The organism is Bradyrhizobium sp. CCGUVB14 (assembly GCF_024199935.1).
GTDB lineage: Bacteria > Pseudomonadota > Alphaproteobacteria > Rhizobiales > Xanthobacteraceae > Bradyrhizobium.
In genome coordinates this window covers 6445125-6469761 of the sequence record NZ_JANADS010000001.1, presented here as the reverse complement: position 1 = coordinate 6469761, position 24637 = coordinate 6445125, and the positions used below count along the sequence as shown (strand labels likewise).

Annotated in this window: 23 protein-coding genes and 2 tRNA genes; 14 read left to right on the top strand and 11 right to left on the bottom strand. The window is 64.3% G+C overall.

Annotated features, from left to right (window positions below):
- Positions 1-5: 5 nt before the first annotated feature.
- A complete protein-coding gene (locus NLM32_RS30395; RefSeq protein ID WP_254132433.1) occupies positions 6-899 on the top strand; it encodes an amidohydrolase in 894 nt (297 codons plus the stop codon).
- 119 nt (positions 900-1018) lie between these two features.
- Complete coding sequence (locus NLM32_RS30390; protein ID WP_254132432.1) at positions 1019-1933, top strand: PhzF family phenazine biosynthesis protein; 915 nt, start codon at positions 1019-1021, stop codon at positions 1931-1933.
- 235 nt (positions 1934-2168) lie between these two features.
- On the opposite strand, the gene NLM32_RS30385 is transcribed toward NLM32_RS30390, so the two are convergent.
- On the bottom strand, positions 2169-2630 hold the full coding sequence (locus NLM32_RS30385; RefSeq protein WP_254132431.1) for a DUF488 family protein: 462 nt from the start codon (positions 2628-2630) through the stop codon (positions 2169-2171).
- A 9-nt stretch (positions 2631-2639) separates the two neighbouring features.
- The gene (locus NLM32_RS30380; RefSeq protein ID WP_254132430.1) at positions 2640-3461 is read right to left on the bottom strand and encodes a DUF72 domain-containing protein; all 822 of its coding nucleotides are present in this window, start codon (positions 3459-3461) and stop codon (positions 2640-2642) included.
- A 118-nt stretch (positions 3462-3579) separates the two neighbouring features.
- Between NLM32_RS30380 and NLM32_RS30375 the strand changes: the two genes are divergently transcribed.
- The 4 genes from NLM32_RS30375 to NLM32_RS30360 all read left to right on the top strand — a co-directional run bounded on the left by NLM32_RS30375 (position 3580) and on the right by NLM32_RS30360 (position 7150).
- Complete coding sequence (locus tag NLM32_RS30375; RefSeq protein WP_254132429.1) at positions 3580-3960, top strand: hypothetical protein; 381 nt, start codon at positions 3580-3582, stop codon at positions 3958-3960.
- Positions 3961-4049: 89 nt separating this feature from the next.
- Entirely contained in the window at positions 4050-4256 is a 207-nt protein-coding gene (locus NLM32_RS30370) for a hypothetical protein (RefSeq protein WP_254132428.1), read from the top strand.
- Positions 4257-4486: 230 nt separating this feature from the next.
- A complete protein-coding gene (locus tag NLM32_RS30365; protein ID WP_254132427.1) occupies positions 4487-5614 on the top strand; it encodes a glycosyltransferase family 2 protein in 1128 nt (375 codons plus the stop codon).
- 30 nt (positions 5615-5644) lie between these two features.
- Positions 5645-7150: a glycosyltransferase family 39 protein gene (locus NLM32_RS30360; protein ID WP_254132426.1), complete on the top strand. Its 1506-nt coding sequence runs from the start codon at positions 5645-5647 to the stop codon at positions 7148-7150.
- A gap of 31 nt (positions 7151-7181) precedes the next feature.
- Here NLM32_RS30360 and NLM32_RS30355 read toward each other — a convergent pair whose 3' ends face one another.
- Positions 7182-7922, bottom strand: a complete 741-nt coding sequence (locus NLM32_RS30355) for a glycosyltransferase family 25 protein (RefSeq protein ID WP_254132425.1) — start codon at positions 7920-7922, stop codon at positions 7182-7184.
- Positions 7923-8132: 210 nt separating this feature from the next.
- On the opposite strand from NLM32_RS30355, the gene NLM32_RS30350 reads away from it, so the two are divergent.
- Positions 8133-10133 (top strand): glycosyltransferase, encoded by a 2001-nt coding sequence (locus NLM32_RS30350; protein ID WP_254132424.1) that lies wholly within the window; start codon positions 8133-8135, stop codon positions 10131-10133.
- A gap of 20 nt (positions 10134-10153) precedes the next feature.
- On the opposite strand, the gene NLM32_RS30345 is transcribed toward NLM32_RS30350, so the two are convergent.
- Both NLM32_RS30345 and NLM32_RS30340 read right to left on the bottom strand, forming a co-directional pair.
- Entirely contained in the window at positions 10154-12040 is a 1887-nt protein-coding gene (locus NLM32_RS30345) for a CHASE2 domain-containing protein (protein ID WP_254132423.1), read from the bottom strand.
- Positions 12041-12132: 92 nt separating this feature from the next.
- Positions 12133-12660, bottom strand: a complete 528-nt coding sequence (locus NLM32_RS30340; protein ID WP_254132422.1) for a FecR domain-containing protein — start codon at positions 12658-12660, stop codon at positions 12133-12135.
- A gap of 658 nt (positions 12661-13318) precedes the next feature.
- Between NLM32_RS30340 and NLM32_RS30335 the strand changes: the two genes are divergently transcribed.
- Positions 13319-14395: a DUF2778 domain-containing protein gene (locus NLM32_RS30335; protein ID WP_254132421.1), complete on the top strand. Its 1077-nt coding sequence runs from the start codon at positions 13319-13321 to the stop codon at positions 14393-14395.
- Between the two features lie 69 nt (positions 14396-14464).
- Here NLM32_RS30335 and NLM32_RS30330 read toward each other — a convergent pair whose 3' ends face one another.
- From NLM32_RS30330 to NLM32_RS30315, 4 genes are all read right to left on the bottom strand, one after another.
- Positions 14465-15289, bottom strand: coding sequence for an SDR family NAD(P)-dependent oxidoreductase (locus tag NLM32_RS30330; protein ID WP_254132420.1), 825 nt, complete (start codon positions 15287-15289; stop codon positions 14465-14467).
- Between the two features lie 82 nt (positions 15290-15371).
- A complete protein-coding gene (locus tag NLM32_RS30325) occupies positions 15372-16694 on the bottom strand; it encodes a caspase family protein (RefSeq protein ID WP_254132419.1) in 1323 nt (440 codons plus the stop codon).
- 111 nt (positions 16695-16805) lie between these two features.
- Positions 16806-17444, bottom strand: coding sequence for a glutathione binding-like protein (locus tag NLM32_RS30320; RefSeq protein WP_254132418.1), 639 nt, complete (start codon positions 17442-17444; stop codon positions 16806-16808).
- Positions 17445-17456: 12 nt separating this feature from the next.
- Positions 17457-18050, bottom strand: a complete 594-nt coding sequence (locus NLM32_RS30315) for a cysteine hydrolase family protein (protein ID WP_254132417.1) — start codon at positions 18048-18050, stop codon at positions 17457-17459.
- A gap of 126 nt (positions 18051-18176) precedes the next feature.
- On the opposite strand from NLM32_RS30315, the gene NLM32_RS30310 reads away from it, so the two are divergent.
- From NLM32_RS30310 to lepB, 5 genes are all read left to right on the top strand, one after another.
- Positions 18177-19010, top strand: a complete 834-nt coding sequence (locus NLM32_RS30310; protein WP_254132416.1) for a LysR family transcriptional regulator — start codon at positions 18177-18179, stop codon at positions 19008-19010.
- A gap of 193 nt (positions 19011-19203) precedes the next feature.
- Positions 19204-19272 (top strand) — tRNA-Ser (locus NLM32_RS30305).
- A 4-nt stretch (positions 19273-19276) separates the two neighbouring features.
- Positions 19277-19342, top strand: a tRNA-Asn gene (locus tag NLM32_RS30300).
- A 336-nt stretch (positions 19343-19678) separates the two neighbouring features.
- Positions 19679-20830, top strand: a complete 1152-nt coding sequence (locus NLM32_RS30295; RefSeq protein WP_254132415.1) for a slipin family protein — start codon at positions 19679-19681, stop codon at positions 20828-20830.
- 160 nt (positions 20831-20990) lie between these two features.
- Positions 20991-21740: a signal peptidase I gene (lepB, locus tag NLM32_RS30290; RefSeq protein ID WP_254132414.1), complete on the top strand. Its 750-nt coding sequence runs from the start codon at positions 20991-20993 to the stop codon at positions 21738-21740.
- A gap of 177 nt (positions 21741-21917) precedes the next feature.
- Here the strand turns inward: lepB and groL are convergent, their stop codons facing one another.
- Together groL and NLM32_RS30280 are read right to left on the bottom strand one after the other, a co-directional pair.
- On the bottom strand, positions 21918-23558 hold the full coding sequence (groL, locus tag NLM32_RS30285; RefSeq protein WP_254132413.1) for a chaperonin GroEL: 1641 nt from the start codon (positions 23556-23558) through the stop codon (positions 21918-21920).
- Between the two features lie 48 nt (positions 23559-23606).
- The gene (locus NLM32_RS30280; protein ID WP_014494241.1) at positions 23607-23921 is read right to left on the bottom strand and encodes a co-chaperone GroES; all 315 of its coding nucleotides are present in this window, start codon (positions 23919-23921) and stop codon (positions 23607-23609) included.
- Between the two features lie 388 nt (positions 23922-24309).
- Here NLM32_RS30280 and NLM32_RS30275 point away from each other — a divergent pair, with 388 nt between their 5' ends.
- On the top strand, positions 24310-24597 hold the full coding sequence (locus NLM32_RS30275) for an usg protein (RefSeq protein ID WP_254132412.1): 288 nt from the start codon (positions 24310-24312) through the stop codon (positions 24595-24597).
- Positions 24598-24637 lie beyond the last annotated feature (40 nt).

Sequence of the window (24637 nt, the reverse complement as noted above, 5' to 3'; positions counted from 1 at the left end):
CCATCATGACATTGTCCCAGCGCGGGCTGACGCGCCGCCAGTTTGGTGCGGGCCTCGCATCGCTCGCCACCGTGGTCGCGACCACAGCCAGGAGTGAGGCGCCCTTGCCCGTTATCGACACCCACGCCCATGTCTTTCATCGCGAGCTCAAGCTCGCGCCGGGCCGGCGTTACGCGCCGGACTATGACGCGCCGCTGTCCCTCTATCTCGAGCAGCTCGAGCACAACGGCGTGACCAACGGCGTGCTGGTGCAGCCGAGCTTCCTGGGCACCGATAATTCCTATCTGGTCGACTGCCTGAAGCAGACCAACGGCCGCCTGCGCGGCGTCGCTGTTGTCGATCTCGCGATCAGCGCGGACGAGTTACGCCAGCTCGATCGCGCCGGCGTGGTCGGCATTCGCCTCAATCTCGTTGGCCAGCCCTTGCCCGATCTCGCTGCGAGCGAATGGAAGGGGTTGCTCGTAAATGTGAAGGCGATGGGCTGGCAGGTCGAGATCCAGCGCAATGCCTCCGATCTCGCCGTGATCGCGCCGCAACTGCTCGATCTCGGCGTCACCGTCGTGCTCGATCACTACGCGCTGCCCGATCCGAAACTCGGTGTCGCCGATCCCGGCTTCCGATCGGTGCTGAAGCTTGGCGCGACGCGAAACGTGTGGGTCAAGATCTCCGCGCCGTACCGCAACGGTGCTGCGGGCGAAAGCTTTGCGAAAGAGGCTTATCCGCTGCTGCGCGACGCGTACGGCCTCGATCGCCTGTTGTGGGGCAGCGACTGGCCGCATACGCAGTTCGAGGCAACGCAGAGCTACGCGAAGAACCGGCAATTCCTCGACACGCTCATCGTCGACAAGAGCGAGCGCGCGCAAGTGCTGGCATCGCCGCGACCGCTCTTTCGTTTCTGACACGCATCGCGATTGCTCCGATTGCTCTCTATTTTGGGGCATGACGGACGATGTTTTGGGCTTGTAGAGTGCTGCGCGAGGCGGCCGGTTTTCTGCCGCCATTTGCGTGAGGACTTTACATGCAGCGCCGCTACATCACCGTCGACGTGTTCACGGACCGCGCCTTCGGCGGCAACCAGCTTGCCGTGGTGCTCGACGCTGGCGGGCTGTCCACGCAGCAGATGCAGGCGATCGCGACCGAGTTCAACTTTTCCGAGACGACGTTCGTGCTGCCGCCGCGCGACAAGGCCAACGACGCCGAGGTGCGCATCTTCACGCCCGTGCTGGAGATTGCCTTTGCCGGCCACCCCAATGTCGGAACGGCCTTCGTACTCGCCTCGATGGCGAAAGAGCCGAAGCCCCGGCTCTTGTTCGAGGAGAAAGCCGGGCTCGTGCCGGTCGAGATCGTGAGAGAGCAGGGCCGGGTGATCAGGACGGAGCTTACCGCACCGCAGCCGCTGGCGCGGTATGCGCCGCTGTCACCGGCTGAAGCCGCGAGCTGCATTTCGCTGACCGCGGATGATGTCAGGACCGACAACCACGCACCGCATGTCGTCACCGTCGGAAACGCGTTTCTGGTGATGGAGCTGCATTCGCGCGAGGCATTGAAGCGGGCCCGCCCCGATGCGGCAGCCTACGGCAAGGTTTTGCCGCGCGATGGCGCCCGCTCGGTGTGGTTCTATACGCGCGACGTGCCTGCAGCCGAGGCGCCCTGCGAGCGGCAGGCGCGCATGTTCATGCGCGGCGCGAGCGGCCTCACCGAAGATCCCGCCACCGGCAGCGCGACCGTTGCGGCCGCCGCGCTATTCGCCGATCTCGATCCTACGCGCGACGGCGAATTGCAGCTCACGGTCGGCCAGGGCTTCGACATGGGCCGGCCGAGCATTCTGCAGACGCGCGTGCGCAAGCAGGGCGGTAAGGTCGTCTCCGCCCATGTCGGCGGCGCTTGCGTGCAGATGATGGAGGGGACGTTCAGGTTGGCGGGGGAGAGTTAGACCGTAGCCCGGATGGAGCGAAGCGAAGTCCGGGGCAGTACCTGCGACGGAAACACTTTCCCGGATTGCGCTGCGCTATATCCGGGCTACAGACTTGGACCCGTCATCCTGAGGTGCGAGCTCTTGCGAGCCTCGAAGGATGCACGGCCGATGTGTCGCAGCATCAATGCCACGCCGCCGCCCTTCGAGGCCTCCGCTTCGCTACGGCACCTCAGGGTGACGGCTACGGAGGTAGCTACACCTGCCGTCCAGCCAGATTCTTCACCGCCACCTCGTCGCGCTCCTCGATGATCTCGGCGATCATCTGACGGTGGCAGTGGGTGTGGTCGCGCTCGTAGCAGAGCAGGCAGACGGGGCCGGCCTTCTTCACCAGCGCCGAGAGCTCGTCCATCGCTTCCCTGGCCTCAGGCGCCTTCAAGTGCTTTGAGAAGATCTTTTCCAGCACGTCGTATTGGCCACTGCGCGCGGCGAGGCGGCCTTCCTTCGGCGTGCCGAGTGCTGCGAGATGCACATAGGCGATGCCGCGCTCGTCGAGGCCTGCGGCCAGCTGCTTCTTGGAAAAGCCCGGCCGCCGCGACGACGTCACCGCGCGCACATCGACCACCAGCTTGACGCCGGCCTGCTCCAGCTCGTCCAGCACGGCCTTGGGCGGCGTCTGCTCATAGCCGATGGTGAAGAGCTTCTTCGCCTTGGCCATGGACTCTCCTCACGAGACTCGCGCGATCAGTTCCATGGCGCCGTGCGGTGCGCGCACCTTGCCCTCGTGAATGACATAGGCGAACACGTCGCGCGGCTCTTTCTTGGGCTTCGCCTTGTCGACCTTCGGGAGGTCGTCCGGTTCGCCGCCGTCGGCCCAGGCCTGGAAGCGCTCGGCCCAGGCGTCCAACTGCTTCGGCGGATAGCAGGTCTTGATCTCGTCATTGCCCTTCTGCAGCCGGGCATAGACGAAGTCGCCGGCGACATCGGCGATCGCCGGATATTTGCCGTGCTCGGCGAACACCACGGGCGTCTCGAACTCGCGGATCAGCGCGATGAAGTCCGGCGCGCAAAAACTGTCGTGGCGCACCTCCACCACGTGGCGCAGCGCGCGGCCCTCGAGCTTGCGCGGCAACAGCTCCAGAAACTTGCCGAAATCGGCGCCGTCGAATTTCTTGGTCGGCGCGAATTGCCAGAGCACGGGGCCGAGATGGTCGCCCAGTTCCAGCACCCCGGAATCATAGAACCGCTTGATGGAATCGCCGGCCTCGGCCAGCACGCGGCGGTTGGTGGCAAAGCGCGGCCCCTTCACCGAGAACACAAAACCCTCGGGCACCTCGGCTGCCCATTTGCGAAAACTCTCCGGCTTCTGCGATCCGTAATAGGTGCCGTTGATCTCGATCGAAGTCAGCTTCGAGGCCGCGTAGGACAGCTCCTTCGCCTGCGTCAGTTTCTCCGGATAGAACACGCCGCGCCACGGCTCGAAGGTCCAGCCGCCGATTCCGATGAAGATGTTGCCGGTTTTTTTGGTCGCGGTTTTTGCTTTGGCCACGGGGGATCTCGCATCGACGGGAAGGGGAGGTCTGCATCCTAGTCAAACCAGAAGTGATTGGCCAGTTGCGGTGTCCCGTCTAAGCTGACGAAGAAATCTGCGCAAAAAGGAGAACAAGATGCGGATGCTGATGCTGGGAGCGGCGCTCGTCATGATGACATCTGCTGCCATGACGTCTGTTGCGATGGCTGACGATGACGACGCGAAGGGCGCGCAGAAGCTCGCCATGCAGGGCCGCGACGATTACTGGCATTGCCTGGCGCGGGAGTATTCGCGCGACAGCAATCAGGGCATGTCGGAACAGGATTTTGGAAAGTCGGTTTCGGGGGCCTGCCCCTCGGAACGGCAATATTACCGGGTGGCGCTGCTCGACTATCTGACCTCGCAGTATCCGAACATCGAATCCGGCGCCCATCTCGCGACCGCGAACAGGGCGGTGGAGGCGGCGCAGAAGGACATCGTGACCGCCTTCGTCAAGCACCGGCCGCCGCAGAAATAGGGCGGCGGACCGTTGCGGTCCGGCGGCCCTTCCGGCCGCGCGATCATCCGTGGTATGACTGGCGGCATCTGGAGCGGGGACGGGTTGGCATGTCGTCTGAGTCGGTAGGTGGCATCTTTGGCGCGATCGTCGCGGCGGTCGTGCTGGCGGTCGCCGTCGTCTTCGGGCCGATCGGGCAGTACGGCAAGCCGCCGAAGCCGGCCAAGGTCGAGCCGGCCCCCGCCGCCATGGCGCCCGCAGCCCCGGCTGCGCCGGCGCCGCGGGGCCCGGTGATCCGGGAAGTCCCGAACCAGTAATGGCCTGAAAAAGACCTCCCGGCCCCCTTGCGGAGCGGCCGCGTCGTCCCCATTTGGGTGACAACGGCAACGTTGAGTAACAATCTCCGTTGTTGAGACGACCTTGGAATAGCTTGGGCTAGCGCCGGATGTACGCGCGGTCCGCCATTCCGGGGTCGTTGGCATTTTTGGGCCATCTCCCGAGAACCCCGGCTTGGCATCGCAGGACGCGGCGGATATACGCTGGCGTCATGAATGAAGCGATCAGACCGGGCGTCGGCGGCCAGGCTCAAGAGGGGCCGGAACTGTCGGTCATCGTCCCGACTTTCAACGAGCGCGACAACGTCACGGTGCTGTACCGGCGGCTGGAGGCGACGCTTGTCAACGTCGCCTGGGAAGTCGTGTTCGTCGACGACAATTCGCCCGACGGCACCTCCGACGTGGTGCGGGCGCTGGCGCAGCAGGACAGCCGCGTGCGCTGCATCCGCCGCATCGGCCGCCGCGGCCTGTCGGGCGCGTGCATCGAGGGCATCCTGGCCTCCAGCGCGCCTTTCGCCGCCGTGATCGACGCCGACCTCCAGCACGACGAGACGCAGCTGCCGAAGATGCTGTTGCTGCTCGCAAGCGATCAGGCCGACCTCGTCGTCGGCAGCCGCTACATCGAGGGCTACAAGAGCGAAGGCTTCAACAAGCAGCGCGCCGGCGCCAGTGCGCTGGCGACCGAGGTGGCGAAGAAGATGCTCCGGGTCGAGATCGCCGACCCGATGAGCGGCTTCTTCATGGTCCGCCGCGACCGGTTCGAGCAATTGGCACCAAAACTGTCGGTGCACGGCTTCAAGATCCTGCTCGATCTCGTCGCGAGTGCGCAGGGCAATTTGCGCGCGGTCGAGATTCCCTACACGTTCGGCGCCCGCCAGCATGGCGAGAGCAAGCTCGATTCCATGGTCGCGCTCGATTTCATCGGCCTCGTGCTGGCGAAGCTCACCAACGACATCGTCTCGCTGCGTTTCATCCTGTTCGCGATGGTGGGCGGCATCGGCCTCGTGGTGCATCTCACCACGCTCTTCATCGGACTTCAGTTGTTCAAGGCGCCGTTCGCGGAGGCGCAGGCCGCAGGCGCCATCATCGCCATGACGACCAACTTCATCATGAACAATTTCCTCACCTATCGGGATCAGCGGTTGAAGGGCTTTGCGATCCTGCGCGGCCTCATCATGTTCTACATCGTGTGCAGCGTCGGCCTGCTCGCCAATGTCGGCGTCGCCTTCTCGGTCTACGACCAGGAACCGATCTGGTGGCTGGCGGGCCTCGCCGGCGCGCTGATGGGCGTGGTGTGGAATTACGCGATGTCCGGACTGTTCGTCTGGCGCAAGAAATAGTGCGCCCAGAAAACGGACAAGGATTCGGGTATGGGCGGGGCTGACGCGCGGATCGTCCGCAATACGGCGCTGGTGATTCTTGCGCTGGTCGCATTGCGGCTGGTCGCGGCCGCCTTCACGCCGATCACCTTCGACGAAGCTTATTACTGGATGTGGTCGAGGAACCTGGCGGGCGGTTACTACGACCATCCGCCGATGGTGGCCTACGTCATCCGCGCCGGCACCATGATCGCCGGCGACACCGAGCTCGGCGTCCGCCTGGTCTCGATCCTGCTCGCGCTGCCGATGAGCTATGCGATCTATCGTTCGGCCGCGATCCTGTTCGGCGGTGCCCGGGTGGCAGCGACCAGCGCCATCCTGCTCAACGTGACGATGATGGCCTCGGTCGGCACGCTGATCGTGACGCCGGATGCGCCGTTGCTGGTCGCCTCCAGCTTCGTGTTGTTCTTCCTGGCAAAAGTGCTGGAGACCGGTCGCGGTGCCTGGTGGCTCGCGGTCGGTGCCGCCGTCGGCGCGGCGCTGCTGTCGAAGTACACCGCGATGTTCTTTGGTGCGGCGATCCTGATCTGGCTCGCGTCCGTGCCGAAACTGCGGCGCTGGTTCCTCTCGCCCTGGCCCTATCTCGGCGGCCTCGTCGCGCTCGCGCTGTTCTCGCCGGTGATCCTCTGGAATGCGGATCATCACTGGGTTTCGTTCGTCAAGCAGCTCGGTCGCGCCAGGATCGAGGATTTTCGGCCGGTCTTCATTGCCGAGCTGATCCCGACCCAGATCGCGTTTGCGACCCCGCTGGTCTTCATCCTCGGTGCGATGGGCCTGCACGCGCTGACCTGGCGGAGAGCCGGCGCGCTGGCCTCGCGCGTGCTGATCGAGACGATGTTCTGGACCATCGTCGCCTATTTCGTCTGGCATTCGCTGCATGCCCGCGTCGAGGCCAACTGGTTTGCGCCGGTCTATCCGCCCTTCGTCGTTGCCGCCGCCGCCGCGGCCAATCTCGTACAGTGGAAACCGCGCGCGCAACGGCTGGTGGATTTTTGCCTGCGCTGGGCCGCGCCGACCGGCATCGTGATGTTTGCCGCGCTGATCCTTCAGGCCAATACGGGCTGGCTATCCGGCTATCGCCGCGATGCGACGGTCCGCAGCGTCGGTGTCGGCTGGCGGGAGCTTGCCGCGGAGATCGAAGCGGCACGTGTCCGTGCAGGCGCGACCTGCGTGCTCACGCCGGATTACGGCACCACGGGCTGGCTTGCCTTCTATCTGCCCCGCGGCACCTGCGTGGTGCAGCAGAACCAGCGCATCCGCTGGGTCAACATGCCCGAGCCCGATCCAAAACTGCTCGCGGGGAAGCTGATCTATGTCGACGAGCTGCGCCCCGACGGCCGTCCGTTCCTGAACGACCTCTTCACGCAGGTGAGCCGTGTCGCCGAGCTGCAGCGCAAGCGCGGGCCGCTCGTGGTCGAGACCTACGGCGTGGATCTGCTCGAGGGCGCCAAGGGCGACGTGCTGGACCGCTCGCCGCCGCCTGAACTTCTGCCCTGAACCGGCCGCACCTCGCGGGTGCGGGCTGCACTCACCAGCGGGGGATTTCGCCGGTCGGAACGGTCGTCGAAACCGCGTTGTTGTTCTTGGGAACGACGAGCGGGCTGAGGCAGGCGAAGGCCTCGATCGAATTATAGATGAAGTTCATCATGCCATCGACCCCCATCACCGCGATCGTGCGATTGAGCGCTGCAACCTGCAGAAACCGGTTCTCCATCGGGAAGCAAAGCTCCAGGAGCCTCTTCGCGCCCCGGGGCGAAACCACATAACCCGCCGTGCCGAAGCAATTGACGAGCCGAAACGCGGCGACCTCCGAGGTTGATCTCTGAAAGACAGGCGCGCTTTCATTGCTCTGATGCTTGGGCGTGAACACCATCTCGGTCTTGAAGCCGGGCGTCAGCTCGAGGGCGAGAATGGAGTCCGTATTGTAGCCGAGCGCGACGTAGTCCCAGTCCTTGAGACGATGAAGGAAATCCAGGCGCTCGGTGATGTCATTGCGGATGATCGCGTCGTCCTCGAACACGAGCGCCGGGGTTTCGGATTGAACCGTCTGTTGCCAGATCCGCAAGTGCGAGGCCGCGCAACCGACCGCGCCGGGCGTGAACTGCGCTCCGGGCACGACAAGGTTCATTCCGAGCGCGTCCTGCGGTGAGAACGATGCGCCTTCGGATGCCTCAAATCGTTCGAAGGCGATCTTCGATCCGGCATTCAGTCTCAGGAAGCTTTCGTACTTTTCCGGCTGACGGTTGAGGTTGACGACGAAGTTCTTCATGGAAAGGACCAGATTCAAAGTTCGGATAAAGCGTCGACCGCTAATTGAGCCATATCAACGGGCCCCTTGATTCGCCACGCGCCGGCGCGTCGAGGCGAATGCGGTGTCCAGCTTCGAGCAAGCTCCACGGGATAATTGGGAAGCGGCAACCTTCCTGCACTGTCAGGAATCGGATTGCTGCCCGCTCTCCCTTGATCCGGAAGGTCCCCGATGAATTATCACGACGGCACTCTCGCAAGAACAAACGAGATCTCGACAGGGCCGTCTTCGCTGACGCGGGATGAAGTTTACCAGATCTGCCTTCGGCATCTGAAAACGGGTGAGCTCGAACAGGCCGAAGCCCGTTGCCGGGAAGGGCTTGCTTCCGATGGAAACCACGCCGGTCTGCTTCATCTGATGGCCGGTGTCTCTCTGCTCAACGGGAATTACGATGCCGCCCTGGAGTGGGCCGGCCGCGCCCTCACCAATGAGATGAAGGCGACCTATCTCGCAACGTTCGGAACGGCTCTGCTGGGCAAGGGTCTCCAGGCGGAGGCGCTGGAGGCGTTTCAGCGCGCGGTGGCGCTCGATCCCGTCGATCCGTCAATCTGGGAGAATTTCGGCAACGCCTTGAGCAGGACGGGGCATGTCAACCAGGCGAGCCTTTGCGTTCTGATCGCGCGGGCCTATCAGAAATTGCCGTTCCTCGCGGAGTGCCGTTCGGTCCCGCGCAGCGATTGGAATGCCCTGACGGCGCAGTTCAATCCGCATCTTCGGAGCCGCCCGGGCGCAACTGAAGCCCGCGATCCCATTCACTGCTTCTGGTCGAACGCCCCGCTGAGCGAGATGTCGCGTCTCTCGCTTCAGTCGATGGTCCGCCAGGGCCATCCGGTGAAGCTGTACACCTACGACAATGTCGCCGCCATGCAGGCACGCGTGCCGCCCGGCGTCATGGTGGTCGATGCGGGAAATCTCGTGCCGGGTGCGATCTACCAGCACGCCGTCCTGAACAGCGAGATCCGTTACTTCAGCGACATCTTCCGCTACGCCGTTCTCCACGAGTTCGGCGGCTGGTGGCTCGACACGGACATCGTGCTGGTGAAGCCGCTGGAGTTTGGCCGGGAGCATGTGTTTTCCGCGCAGTGGTCGGGAGTCGAGAACGGGCATGTCTGCGTCGGCGACGTGATGCGCGCGCCCAAGGGCTCGGTTCACATGGCCAATCTGTATGCCCTGTCGCTGCAGCGGATGTTCAGCGAAAAGCGCGTCGAATACGGCGCGGTCGGGCCGCTGCTGCTCAGCGAATACCTTCTCGTGGCAGGCGATGAGGCGCTCCAATCCTCGATTCTGCCGCCGACGACATTCAACGCGATCGACTGGCGCGAAGTGGATCTGTTCGCGGCCGAGGGCCGCGCCGGCTTCGATCTCCTGAGCGATCCCCGTGTCACGGGTGTCCATCTCTGGGGAAAAATGTGGGCCGAACGGGGTCTGCGCTTCGATGCGGTCCCCGAGCAGAGCGTGGCGGGCTATCTCAAGAAGCTGGTGCTCGAGCCGAACTGGCTGACGCAGCTTGCGGCGAAATACGACTCCGACAAGGGCGCAGTCTACAAGGGCCACCTTGCCCATCACTACACGCGCGTCTATCACGAGCTGTTCCGATCGAAGGCGCTCGAGCCCATTCGCATCCTCGAAATCGGCCTGTGCCGCGGGCGGGTCGAAGGCTGGACTCAGGATCAGGTGCCGTCGCTGCAGATGTGGCTGGACTACTTCCCGAATGCGGAAGTCATCGGCGTCGACATCGAGGACTTCAGCTGGTTCTCCCATCCGCGGGTCAGGATCCATCGCGTCGATCAGGGCGACCGGACCATGCTGGCGGAGCTCGCAAGCAAAGAAAACGCGCTGGACATCATCATCGACGACGGCTCTCACGCCTCGGTGCACCAGCACCTGACGCTCGGCGTGCTGTTTCCCTCGCTGAAGCCGGGCGGCTTGTTCGTGATCGAGGATCTCGACTGGCAGCCGCCGGAGATCCCGTCCAACGGCGCCCCCCTGGTCAAGGATGTGCTCAACGCCATGAAGGCGAGCGGCACGTTCATCTCCAACGTCATGACCGAAGCCGAAGCGAAGCTGATCTCTGACGAAGTCGACGAGATCCTCCTCAACGACAGTTTCCGCGAGTTGATGTCGCGCGGCAAGCTGGGTGGCTTGGGCGTGCTGAAGCGCAAGGCGCGATAGCCGGAGCTTGGCCCGCGGCCTCAGTCGATCATCTCGGCTTTGGCCGCGGCCTGGTTGGGCCTGTCCTGGTCGCGCCAGAACCAGACGGTCACGACGCCGGAGCGGCCGCGAATCTGCGTCAGCAGAGGGCCCGACAAGACCCCGTCGGGCGCGCCGTGAAAGTCGGCGGCATCCAGCAGCTTGTCGGTCATCGCGAGCCGGGCACCGTTCTGCGCGGCGACCTCCATCAGCCGGCTGGCGAGATTGACGGTGTCGCCGTTTGCGGTGATGTGCTGATGGCTCTCGCCGAGACGCGATGCCACGATCGGGCCGAAATGCGCCCCGATCTTGAAGCCGAGCCGGCCACCGATCGCAGGCGGCAGTGATGCGATCCAGCGCTCGACGCCGCGATGCAGGTCGATCGCACATTTCAGCGCCCGCGCTGCGTCATCCGGCATAGCGCCCGGCAGGCCGAACAGGATCATGGCGCCATCGCCGAGGAAGCTGGTGATCATGCCGCCGCAATCGACCGCGGCCCGGTCGATCAGCGCGTGGAATACTTGCAGGATGTCCTGAAGTTCGTCCGGATCGATCCGCTGGCTCAACGCCGTGAAATCGGAAAGATCGATGAAGACGATGGCCGCATCCTGCCGGACGGGCTTCGCCAGGAAATTGGGATCGCGGGCCAGCCACTCCTGCACGGCCGGCGCCTGGAATTGCGCCAGCGACCGGCTCTTGGCGGCGAGATACTGCGTGCGGCGGCCTCCTGCCCACAATTGCACGCCGATGAACACCGCAACCGGTGGCACCGCGGCCGCGAGCGTGGTCGCGGCATCGAGCCAGATGCCGTGCGTGAACGCGAACAGATTGAGCCCGGCCCAGGCGATCATCACCACGGCCGCCGCCACGAAGCCGAGCGCGCTGCGTCGCCAGGCCAGCAGGCCCACCAGCAGCATCGGCAGCAGGATCGCGATGAGCGCATCGGCGATGTGAACCTTGCGATCGCGCACGACGCTGTCGCCGGCGACGAGATGCGTGATCGCGGTCGAGATCACCTCCACGCCCGGCATGAGGGAATCGAACGGCGTCGGGAAGAAATCGCCGCCGCCGGCAACGGCGGCACCGATCACGACGATCCGGTTCTCGATCGCCTTGCGGTCGAGCGTCCCGTCGAAAATGCTCTGTGCGCTCACGGTGCGGATGGTGCGGCGCGGGCCGTAATAAGTGATCGGCAGCGCGAAGTCGGCGTCGGTCGGCACGGCGCGATCGCCGAGCATGAGATGATCGGGCGCGATCGTCAGCGGCTTGTCCAGCGCGCGGCTCGCGACCCGCAGGGGAAACGATAATTCGACCTTGTCGTCCGTCCGGAACAGCATCGGCACCGAGAGCGGTGAGCCCGATTGCCCGGTCGCGACGTTGACGATGCCGACATCGGCGTGATCGGCGAACGCCGGCAACGGCAGCAGGAAGCGCTCGGCCTGGGGCAGGGCGGCGAGCGGCCCGGCGCTGGCGGGTGCCACGGTCTCGCTCGCGCTCGGGAAGATCGCGGCTGCTGCGAGCACCATGGGACCGGTGGCGAGCGTGTTGGCCAGCGTGGCGTCGCCGATCGCAGCACTGCGGTCGATCAGCAGCAGGTCGATCGCGACGACCTTCGGCTTGAACTGCACGATGGTGTCGACCACGCGGGCGAGATCGGCGCGCGGCAGCGGATAGCTGCCGCCACGTTTCACCACGGTGTCGTCGATGGCGACGATGGTGACGAGATCGGGCGGAGCCTGCACGCCGCGGACCTGCGTTCGCCAATCCGTTAGCGTGGCTTCGAGCCGATCGAGGAAACGCAGGTGACCGTTGGCGTGGCCCGCATAGATGCCCGCGCCCCACAGCGCGGCGAGGACAAGTGCCACCAGAATTTGAACGCGTCTCTTCATGCCGCCGTACTGCAATCTTCTTTTTGTTGTCGGGCCTGCCTGAGCAGGTCGTGACGACCGAGTTTTGTTGGCCGAGTCTTACTGGCCCAGTCTTATTGGCCGAGTCTTGCCATCAGCGCGTCGACGCGCGGCTGGCCCCATGTCTTGACGGTCAGCGGACCGGTCGCTTCCACGTCGACGCCTTCGCCAACTCCCAGCACGACGCCTCGTCCACGCGCCGCCCTGCGGGTCACGCCGACCCGGCCGTTGGCGACGAACACCGACGTCTTGGCCTCGGCGACATCGACCGCCCATTTGGTGCCCCGCACGGCGGCGATGGCTTGCGGCGTCAGCACCTTGAAGGGATTGCCGCCCGGCTTCTTGGGCACTTCGATCAGCAGCGCCTTGCTGCTCAACTCCACGGAGTCAATATGTCCGTCGCGGTTGGCGTCGTTTAGTTCAAATCGGGCGCCGTTTTCGGCAACGATGGTGATGCCGTTGTCGCAACGCCAGGTCTGAGTCCCAGCGGCCGACGCCGATGCCGTGCAGCCCGCATTGGCGGCCGGCTGTGCAGTTGCAGATCCGATCAACACGAATGACCACGCCAGGGCGCAAAACCCGGCGCGCGAAAACCCTCTCATGCCAGCCTCCGTTTGCGTGCTCGGCACAGTCCAATGCGATGTTGATACGGTACCGTATCACGCGTAGAGGCTGCTGAAAAGTGCCGGGTCGTTTAGCTATTTTTGCGCTGCGGCAATTTCCAGACCGGCGCGATCAACTTTCAGTCATGGCGCCGTGCCGCGTGAGCGATCGTCGCGCGATGCGTGATGTGTGATCTCTGTGATCCGCTGCCGCCGTTCTGCTGACATCTGCACTTGACTGCACCAGCCTCGCGCAACGCTTCTCCGCTATCTTCCGGATATTGATGACCACGAAAACGACTTGGTTGGTGGGTCTAGAGATGCGGGCCGGAGACGTCCTCTGACGGTGCCGAACCGGCCGAGAATTATGGTTAACAGTTTCGCTTAAGTCCGTAGTTTTGCGGACCTTTTTCTCGAAATGGCACAGCGTTAACGGGCTGCCCTACATCTGCCAGAACTTAATCCGCATTTAACTAAAAGTCGCCTTAATGACGCTCCGACCCTCTGCGAAATGCTGGTTCCGGAACGTGACCAGCGGCACTTCGAAGGGGGACTGAGTGACACCGTCCTGGACGCAAGGCGAATGAGTACGAGTATCGCTGCGCAAAGTTACGCGGCACGGAATCCGAAAAATTTCCATCGGAAGTCTTCCCGGAAAATGACCACCCAAAACGTGCTTGGCGCGGCCGTGATCGGCTGCGTCGCGCTTGCCGGCTGGACCGTCTACAACAATATCTTCGCCGCCAGCGTCTATCCGACCGTCGGCAGCTCCGGCTACGACGAGCCCGTGATCAAGCGTGAGCCCAGGGTCGCGTTGCGCGAGGCGGGCGAGGCCATCCGGGAAACCTTTGCACTGCTGCCCGACAGGCTGCAGGTGGCTGCGCCGATTTCACGCGAAATGTTCAACGAGCGCTTTGCCGCGGCCGCGACGCAGGGCGTCGAGTCCAACGCGGCGAGCGCTGTGCCTGCGACGAACGTCGCCGAAGCCAAGGACGTGGCGAAGCCGACCGTCGTCGCCAAGGTCGCGGAAGTCCTGAAGAGCCCGGTCAAGGCCGTCGAGAAGATCGCGGACGCCGCGAAGGCCAAGCGCACCGAAGCGCCGGTGCAATTGGCTTCTGCGGATCCGGCCCAGATCGTGCCGGCGCCTGAAGCCAAGCCAAAATCCTTTGCCGATCGCGCCAAGGCCGCGGTGATGTCGATCACCGGTCCGCGCCAATCGATGGTGGAAAAGCTCTGGGGCAAGCGTGAGCCGTCCGGCGGCTTGCTCGCCTATGCCTCGGCCGATGCCAGCGTGACCTCGGCCATCGCGCCGAAGGAGCAGAACCCGATGCTTGGCGGTTCGGCGCCTTATGAGCGCGACACCGCGGTCTACGACATCACCGCCAAGACGGTTTACCTGCCCGATGGCACCAGGCTCGAGGCGCATTCCGGCCTCGGCTCCAATCTCGACGATCCTCGTTCCTCGCGGGTCCGCATGCGCGGCGTGACGCCACCGCACATCTACAATCTGAAGCCGCGCGAAGCGCTGTTCCACGGCGTGCCGGCGCTGCGTTTGACCCCGATCGGCGGTGAGAGCGCGATCTACGGCCGTGACGGTCTGCTTGCGCACACCTTCATGCTCGGGCCGAACGGCGACTCCAACGGCTGCGTGTCGTTCAAGGACTATTACGCGTTCCTCGACGCCTATCGCAATAAGGGCATCCGCAAGCTCGCGGTGCTGGCGCGGGTCGACTGATCTCAGCCAAGTCCAGGCAATACAAAAGGGCCGCTTACAGCGGCCCTTTTCTTTTATGGCTCTGCGTTGTCAGCCCGGCCAGCACTGCCCGCCGCCGTCGATCCGCAGCACCTGGCCCGAAACGAAGGCGCCCATCGGACCTGCGAAGAACTCGACGACGCGCGCGACCTCGTCGACGGTCGCGATGCGGTCGAGCGTGCCGGTCTCGACCATCCGGTTGGGGTCGACCGCGCGGGTGCCGAGAAAGCGGCCGGTGCGGGTGTCGCCGGGCGCGATGCAGTTGACGGCGATGTCGTATTCGCGGAGCTGGTCTGCCAGGCATCGCGTGTAGTGGGTCACGCCGGCCTTCGACACCGCATAGATCGAACCCTGGGTGCGTCCCTTGAAGGCGGCGACCGAGCCGAGCGTGACGATGCGGCCACGCCGCCGCTGCATCATGCCTTTCGCGACCGCCTGGCAGGTCAGGATGGTCGAGAGCAGATTGCGCTCCAGCACCGCGCGCACATCGGCCTCCTTGATGTTTACCGCGTCGTTCGGATCGGGCTTGCCGCCCGCGGCTGCGATGTCGCCGCCGGCATTGTGCACGAGGATGTCGATCGGTCCGAGCGCGCCTTCCGTCTCGGCCACCACGCGCGCGATGTCGTCGCCCCTGGTGAGATCGCCGAGCACGCGCTGGCTGCGGACGCCGAATTGCTGGCCGATCTCCGCGGCCACTGCGGTCAGCGTCGTGCCCTCGCCATATTCCGCCGGCCCGTTCTCGCGCATGCCGTGGATGGCGACATCGGCGCCGAGCGCGGCGAGCTTCTCTGCAAAGGCGCGGCCGAGCCCGCGCCCTGCGCCGGTCACCAGCGCGACCTTGCCGGCCAATATCTTCGTAGCGTCATGCGATGTCATGATCTTGTTCCCGTTGTGAGATGTCAGCTTGCTACGGGATCGAGGCCGATCGCCGTCGCCGCTCGTGCGTGATATCGCACGATCAGCGTTTGACGAAAGTGAAACTGCACGGACGCAGTTCGTTGCGTTTTCCGCTGCCGCGGGTGCGCTCGAATTGCGCGTCGATCGTGTACGCGTAAGGCGAGCCGGGAACGGCGTTGTTGACAGTATAGGCGCTCGGTCCCGTCATGCCCCGAGCGCTCAGCGTCGTCTTTCCGTCAGCCGGTATCTGTCCGTCGATCGCAAGCGTGTTGTTCGTGCGCGGCTCCGAATCCTCGGCATGGAGCGCGCCGTTCGTGACAGTGGCCGACAGGGATCGGGTGTAGCCGAGCGCTTTGCCGGAGTTCGTGCAACTTATGGTGACGTCCCACTTGCCGTCGAACGTCTTGCTGTCGCCGGCTGCCGGCGCCAGCACCACCTTCTGCTTCAGGGTTTCGATCCTTCCCTTGGCGAGACTGGCGAAGCTGCAATTCGAGAACCGCGCAAGATGATCCTCGAAGGCAGCGGCCGTGCCGATGCTGTCGGCCGCCTTCCAGTGCGCCTCGGCGGAGGCGCAGGGATCGGCCTTCGGCGCAGCCGGCGCGACCGTGACCGACACCGGCCCGTTCAGATAGAATTTTCCGATGATCGAGAGCGAGAGCTCGGGGAGCTGCGTCTTGCCGCTGGAATCATAGACGTCGCTGCTGATATCGCGAAAGACGTCGCCGATCTCCTGCGGCTCCTCGATATGCTTCAGGAACGCAGTCGTATAGGGGCTGTTGCGACCGCTGCCGTCCGCAGCGGTCTGCCCGGACTGGGTCGAGAACGACACGATCGTGCCGCGCGGCGCTTCGACTTTCGACAGACCGCGTCCGATCGAGGCGGCGCGCGTCGCGGAACGTTTGAGGTTTTCGGCGAGCGGATTGTCGCGGCAGGAATCGAGCACGAGGATGCGCAGGTTCTTGGCCTGCTGCAGATCGTTCACGATGTCGTCGACCCGCACGAAGCGCTTGAGGTCCGCTTCATCGGCCAGCACGGCGTCGACCGGCATTAGATAGTTGACGCCGTTGTACTGCATCGCATGGCCGCTGTAATAGAACAGGGCGACGTCGGCTTGGCTTGCGGCGCGCGCGAAGCGGATGGTCAGGTCCTGCATGTCGGCCTGGCGCAGGTCGATGCCTTGCAGGACCTCGAAGCCGCTGCGCCTGAGCGAGGCCGCGACGTCCTCCGCATCGTGCGACGGGTTGGCAAGCTGCGCCGTGCTCACATAGGCGCCGTTGCCGATCACCAGTGCAACGCGCCTGTCCGCCGACGCGGGGACAAAGCTCAGCCAGAGGGCGAGAAGAGTCAGGGAAATTCGACGTAAAATTCCAGAAGCAGCACGCATGAATGCCTTCCTGGGAAATATCAAAAATATCTCCCAGATTAGCGCATGCCGCGCCGGCATCAATGGCTTCGCCGCTATGGAACCGTCAGATCTGGCGGTCGTGACATCCCGTCACGCCGAGCTGGCTACCATGGTCTTGCGCAGCGCCATCTCGGTCGCGACTGCTTCTCTCACAGTCGGCCGCGCCTGCATGCGTTCGAGATAGGCAGTCAACGACGGCCATTGCGCGACGTCGACACCTGCGGCACGGAGCAGCAGCAAAGCCCAGGTGAGATGGGCATCCGCAACTGTGAAGCGTTGACCCACGAGGAATTCACGGTCTGCAAGATAGGCCGCCGGCACCGACAATGTCTGTCCGATCCTCGCGCGCGGCTTGGCGAGCGAGCCCTCGTCCTTGTACCAAAAGGTCGGAAACAGGAACGCCTTGTGGATCTCCGTACCGATGAAGCTCAGCCATTCCTGCAACCGGTAGCGATCCGCATCTCCCGGCCGCGGCGCAAGGCCGCGCTCAGGATTCAGGTCGGCGATGTATTGCAGCACCGCCGCGCTCTCGGTCAGCCGCTCGCCGTTCTCCAGCACCAGGACCGGCACTGCGCCCTTCGACGAGATGCCGCGGAAATCACCGTCGTCGTCCGCGACTTTCTTGGTTCCGAGATGCACCAGATGATAGTGCGCATCGAGGCCGGCTTCCATCAGCGCAATGCGGCTCGCAAGCGAGCAGGCCATCGGCGAGAAATACAGCTGCAGCATCGTGTTGCCCCGCTATTTCAGCGCATCGCCGCGCGCGATGATCGCGAAGCGGTCGGATAGCTCGGCGAGTGCGACCTCGTGGATGGTTCGGGCGTCCAGCGTGCCGCCGCGGCCGTCGGGAAGGTCGCGCGTGGCGCAGGCGTCGGCGTCGATCGTCGTGCGAAAGCCGAGGTCCAGCGCGGCGCGCGCGGTGGAGCTGACGCACATATGCGTCATGAAGCCGGCCAGTACGATGTTCTTCCTGTCGGTTGCGGCAAGGCGCGCCTGCAAATCGGTGCCGGCAAACGCATTCGGCAACTCCTTCTCGATCACCAGCTCGCCGGCGCGAGGTGCCAGCTCTGCGACGATGGCGCCGCGGTCGGCGCCGCGATCGAACAGGCTGCCGGCCTTGCCGCGATGCGCGATATGGATGATCGCCGCGTTTGCCTCGCGCGCCCGCGCCAGCAGCGCAGCCGCCCGCGCGATCGCGGGCTTGGCGTCGGGCAAGGCGAGGGGACCTGCGAGATATTCGTTCTGGATGTCGATCAGCACCAGCGCGGCGTCGCCGAGACGCGGCGGGTTGAGATCGGCACCGGCGAGCTGCAGCAGGGTCTTTGCGGTCGTCATGGTCTGGAAATCTCCGGGACAGAAACGCGCAAAGGATAGCCCCGGTAACGCCTGCCGATATGCAGGGATATTGCAGCGGGTGGCTGCGATATTGCAGGCTGCCGCCGGCCGGTATAGCCTCGATCGATGAACTGGGACGATCTTCGCATCATCGCTGCCGTCAGGGACGAGGGCACCTATGCCGGGGCCAGCGCGCGGCTGCGCATCGACGAGACGACGGTCGGACGCAGGTTGGCGCGCATCGAGCGCGCGCTCGGTTTGCGTCTGTTCGAGGCTGCCGACGGCGTTCGCAGGCCGACGCGGCAGTGCGAGGCGGTGCTGGCGCATGTCGAGGCGATGGCCGCCCATGCCGCCGAGATCGGTCGCGTCGGTGCAAGTCTGGCCGGTCCGGTGGGACGCCTGCGCATCGCCTCCACCAACACGGTGGCCGAAGAGGTGTTGTCGCCGCGCGCGAGTGACTTCCTGCGCAACAATCCCGGCCTGACGCTGCAATTCCTCACCTCGAGCGAGAACGTCAGGTTCTCGCGCTGGGAGGCCGATCTCGCCATCCGGCTGCGCAAGCCCGACAAGGGCGACTTCGCGATCTCAAAACTCGGCGAGACCCGCATCTATTATTTCGAACCTGTTGCGAGCGAGGGCGAGCCGGTGCTGTGCGCCTATCCCGACGAGCTCGGTGCGATCCCCGAGATGCAATTCCTGCGCACGAAGCAAGCACGCGCGCGCTGCGTCACCGACAACGTCCGCGTCATCCGCAGCCTGATCCGCTCGTATCAGGCTGCCGGCGTGCTGCCGGAGTATGTTTGCGCGGATCTGCTCGGCGATCGTCGCCTGCGCGCGACGCTGCTGCCGAAACGGCGCGACGTCTGGTTGCTCGTGCAAAATCACCTCAAGCGCGACGCCGCAACGCGCGTGACGATCGACTGGGTGAGGGCGTGTTTCCAGGACATGTCGCGCAGTTGAGGCGTTGCTGCGGTGTGACGATTGCGTCACAGCGGAAGGCGCACGACGAAAAATCCTGCACCGCCCCCTTGCAACCCGAACGTGCTTCGTTTATTAGCGCGCTCCTTCGCTAGGCCATGTGCCCGGGCTCGTTGAGATCCCGGCTGGCGCGAGCCGCTCTGCGGTTTCGTGTTCCGCCGAATGAAGAGCAAACGCAGGACGTAGCTCATGGAGAGCGTCGGGGTGAAACCCGGAGGCATTGGTTCGATTCCGGTCTCTTGCACAAAGGATAGCTCAGTTTGGTAGAGCAGATGACTGTTAATCATCGTGACGCGGGTTCGAATCCCGCTCCAGCGCTCCGTTTCAGCCTGAAAAGCTGATTCCTCTGAAGGGGACCGGACGCGCGCTTCAGTCGCCGTCCGGCCGCATTGCCCAAAAGGCTTTCGTCCGAACAACGACACTGTGAGACCGGCTTTGCGCCGCGGGTAGATACCGCTTGCGCCGATGCCGGGTGGCTCCGCACGAACACTCGGCTTTTGTCGAGTGATCGCGCGCGTGCGCCCGTCATCTTGCAAGCTCAAGCCACGGCCCGCCGATCTCTGCAGGAAGCGTCGTCCGCGTCCTCACATCCTTTGCAAACGAAACGTGTTGTCCGGCATCCGGCCGGGCGCAAACCAAGGAGGCGTGCCATGACCTGGCATTTGCTGACGACCACTGTCACCGTCAAGGACGGTGAGCGCGCGCTACTCACGCGAAACGGCCAGCTCGAGCGGGTGCTCGCGCCTGGTCGGCATCGCCTGATCGATTGGCGCAACGAGCTGACGGCCACCGTGTACAACGTCGTGGGGACCGAATTCCCCACGGATCGCTACGCGGTGCTGAAGGCCGCGCGTCCTGATCTTGCCGCCGAACTGTTCGAGGCGGTCGAGACGCGGGCTGACGAGATCGCCATCGTCAGCCTCGACGGCCGGCCCGTGCATCTGATGACGCCCTGGCAGGTGCGCGTCTACTGGAAGGTCGCGACCCGCATCGATGTCGAGCGCATCGATGTGTCCAGCGATCCCAAGATCGACGCGCGCCACCTGAGCATGATCGAGCGCAACCGTTCGGCCGTGTCGTCCGAGACGGTGGTCGAGAACCACGAGGCGGGCCTGCTCTACGTCGAGGGCCGGCTCGTCGAGCGGCTCGCGCCTGGCCGGCACGCGTTCTGGACCGTCGGTCGCAAGATCGAGGTGAAGCGCCTCGACCTGCGGCCCCAGGCGGTCGAGATCACCGCGCAGGAGATGCTGACCAAGGATCGCATCGCGCTGCGGGTGACGCTGACGGCGTTCCGCCGGGTGGTCGACCCCGAGCGCACGGTGGCGACCGTGCCCGACGTGGATGCGTGGCTGTACCGGTTGGTGCAGTTCGCGATCCGCGAGGCGGTTGCGGGCCGGACGCTGGACGAGGTGCTGTCTGCGAAGGCGGCGCTGGATGCGGAGCTGCGCGACTATGTGCGTGCACGCGTCGCGGAGTCCGGTGTCGAGGTCACCGAGCTCGGCGTCAAGGACGTGATCCTGCCCGGCGAGATCCGGGAGCTGGTAAACAAGGTGGTGGAGGCGGAGCGGGTCGCGAAGGCGAACCTGATCCGCCGGCAGGAGGAGACCGCGGCGACGCGTTCGCTCCTGAACACCGCCCGCCTGATGGAGGAGAACCCCCTGCTGCTTCGGCTCAAGGAGCTGGAGTCGCTGGAGCGGCTGGTCGAGAAGGTCGGCCGCATCGATCTCCACGCCGGCAACGGTGAGGGCCTCGATGCTCTCCTGACCCGGCTCGTGCGCCTGAAGGCGCCCGAGAGCGCGTGAAACCGAAGGGCCGCCCACGGGCGGCCCTTCATCCATCCGTCGCATTGATGCGTTGAACGTGTGCCGGCGCCACCGCGACCAACATGATCGAACGCATCGGGATTGCTCGCGCTATCGATTGCGCTAGTCTCTCCACGCGACCTCGTTGGGCAGGCAGGCGATGACCACTCTTGAGAACACCATCCGGCCGCGGGCAAAATCCAGCGAATGGAAGGCGATCGTCATCCTGATCCTGCTCGTCCCCGTGTTGTGGTCGCCGCCGTTCCTGTTTCGCATCTTCCTGTATCAGCCGTTCAACATTCCGTCCGGCTCGATGATGCCGACGCTGGTGGTCGGCGACTACGTCTTCGCCGCCAAATATGCCTATGGCTACGACCGCTATTCGTTTCCCTTCTCGCCGTCATGGATCTCGGGCCGCTTCCTTGCCGCGGAGCCCCGCTACGGCGACATCGTGGTGTTTCGCAACCCGAAGGACATTTCTGTCGACTACGTCAAGCGCGTGGTGGGTCTGCCCGGCGACCGCATCCAGATGCGACAGGGGCAACTCGTCCTCAACGACAAGCCGGTGATTCGTGTCGCGCTGAAGGATTTTGCCGCAGGCGGGGCTGCTTGCGGGTTGGAGGCCGGTGCCAAGATCAAGCGCTGGCGCGAGGTGCTGCCGAACGACGCGAACTACGTCACCTATGACTGCATCGACAACGGCTATTACGACAACACCAATGTCGTCACGGTGCCGCCCGGCCATGTCTTCGTGCTCGGCGATAACCGCGACAACTCCACCGACAGCCGTGCGATGGGTGCAATGGGATTCGTGCCGATGGATAATCTCGTCGGCAAGGTGACGCGGATCTTCTGGTCGCTCGATTCCCGAGGCGAGCTGCGCCCGGATCGGATGGGGAAGGTGGGGTGAGGCGCCGCGTCTCTCGTCTCGTCACGGGCTCGCGCCCAAGCGGGCGCGCCCCGGAATGACGATCCCCACAAACAAAAACCCCGGCATTGCTGCCGGGGTTTCATATTTTTTGGAGCGAGATCCCGGATCTGCGGTGCACCGCTTCGCGCTGCGCCGCGTCCGGGACGACTTCGTCGCTTAGAAGTCCATGCCGCCCATGCCGCCGCCCGGGGGCATCGCCGGACCGGCGCCGCCCTTCTTGGGCAGCTCGGCGACCATGGCTTCCGTGGTGATCAGGAGCGCGGCAACCGAAGCTGCGTTCTGGATTGCGGTACGGACCACCTTGGTCGGGTCGATGATGCCCTTGGTGACGAGGTTGACGTACTCGCCGGTCTGGGAGTCGAAGCCGTAAGCGTAGGTCTTGTTCTCCAGGATCTTGCCGACGATCACCGAGCCGTCTTCACCGGCGTTGATCGCGATCTGGCGAGCGGGAGCCGACAAAGCCTTGCGAACGATCTCGACGCCGGTCTTCTGGTCGTCGTTCTTGGTGCGCAGGCCCTTGAGCTGCTCGGAAGCACGGAGCAGGGCGACGCCGCCGCCCGGGACGATGCCTTCCTCGACAGCCGCGCGGGTCGCATGCATCGCGTCATCAACGCGATCCTTGCGCTCCTTCACCTCGACCTCGGTCGCGCCGCCGACGCGGATCACCGCGACGCCGCCAGCGAGCTTGGCGAGACGCTCCTGGAGCTTCTCACGGTCGTAGTCCGAGGTGGTTTCCTCGATCTGCGCCTTGATCTGGGCCACGCGCGCCTCGATGTCGGCCTTCTTGCCGGCGCCGTTGACGATCGTGGTGTTCTCCTTGTCGATCATCACCTTCTTGGCGCGACCGAGCATGTTGAGCGTGACGTTCTCGAGCTTGATGCCGAGATCTTCCGAGATCGCCTGGCCGCCGGTCAGGATCGCGATGTCCTGCAGCATGGCCTTGCGGCGATCGCCGAAGCCCGGAGCCTTGACGGCCGCAACCTTCAGACCACCGCGCAGACGGTTCACGACCAGGGTCGCGAGCGCTTCGCCTTCGACGTCTTCCGCGACGATGACCAGCGGCTTGCCGCTCTGCACCACGGCCTCGAGCAGCGGCAGCAGCTCGTTCAGCGAGGAGAGCTTCTTCTCGTTGATGAGGATGTAGGCGTCGTCCATCTCAACGCGCATCTTGTCGGCGTTGGTGACGAAGTAGGGCGAGATGTAGCCGCGGTCGAACTGCATGCCCTCGACGACGTCGAGTTCGGTCTCGAGCGACTTGGCTTCCTCGACGGTGATGACACCCTCGTTGCCGACCTTCTTCATGGCGTCGGAGAGGAACTTGCCGATCTCCTGGTCGCCGTTCGCCGAGATGGTGCCGACCTGGGCGATCTCGTCGTTCGAGGTGACCTTCTTGGAGTTCTTCTGCAGGTCCGCAACCACGGCCTCGACCGCGAGGTCGATACCGCGCTTGAGGTCCATCGGGTTCATGCCGGCGGCAACCGACTTGGCGCCTTCCTTCACGATCGCCTGGGCCAGCACGGTGGCGGTGGTGGTGCCGTCGCCGGCCGCGTCAGCGGACTTGGAGGCGACTTCGCGCACCATCTGCGCGCCCATGTTCTCGAACTTGTCCTCGAGCTCGATCTCCTTGGCGACGGTGACGCCGTCCTTGGTGATGCGGGGAGCGCCGAACGACTTGTCGAGCACGACGTTGCGGCCCTTCGGACCGAGCGTGACCTTCACCGCGTTGGCGAGAACGTCGACGCCGCGCAGCATCTTGTCGCGCGCTTCAACCGAGAATTTGACTTCTTTGGCTGCCATCTGGAGTTTTTCCTTGGATAATGAATGACGGGTGGGAGAGAGGGGCTGTTAGGCCGCCTTCTTCTTGGAAGCGGGGACGTCGAGGACGCCCATGATGTCGCTTTCCTTCATGATCAAGAGATCGACGCCGTCGATCTTCACTTCGGTGCCGGACCACTTGCCGAACAGCACGCGGTCGCCGACCTTCAGGTCGATCGGGATCAGCTTGCCAGCCTCGTCGCGGCCACCGGGGCCAACGGCGACGACTTCACCCTGCGAGGGCTTTTCCTTGGCAGTGTCGGGGATGATGATGCCGCCGGCGGTCTTCTCTTCTGCGTCGATACGCTTGACCACGACGCGGTCGTGAAGCGGACGGAATTTCATGCAGCTCTCCTAAGCATTTGCACGAGTTAAGGATTTTTTGGCATTAGCAGTCTGTGCCCGCGAGTGCTAGCACAGGCGAGGCTGAAATAGGACAGGAATTTTGCGGGGGCAAGGGCTTCTAGCAGAAAATTCGGCACTCTGAAGGCCCGCCTGCCAAAATCTCTTTACCATCGTTAACCGAGCTTGGGGACGTGCCGGGGCCGTATTAGCACGGAGCTGTCTCTGCTGCTAAAGCATTGAATTTCAACAGCTTGTTAAACTTTTGGGCTTGAGATGGATTATCAGTTTGCGTCACATTTCTCTCATGTGAGCGCATCTCCACCGGGTGGCTCGTAAGCAGCGTACCGGCAAGCCGCCCCCTGAATGCGCTCCTGCAAAGGAGGTTGGCATGGGATTGCGGGTTGGGGGCGTTTCCGAGGACTTCCGGAAACAGATGCTGGGCTACGGGCTGACGACGGCCCAGATTCTTTACCGGATGCCGGATCACCCGTCGCTGCTCCAGACTTACGTCTGGCAGAACTACGACATGTTTCCGAAATTCCCGGCGCTGACCGACTTCCTCGCGTTCTGGACCGAGAAACTCGACGGCCCGCTGCATTCGGTGACGGTGGCGCATTCCAAGCTGATCAAGCCGGCCGAGCTGCGCGCCGTGGACGGCGTGTTCCGATTGAATTGAGATAGGGCCCAGGTCTCGCGGCGAGCACCGCTCTCGTAGG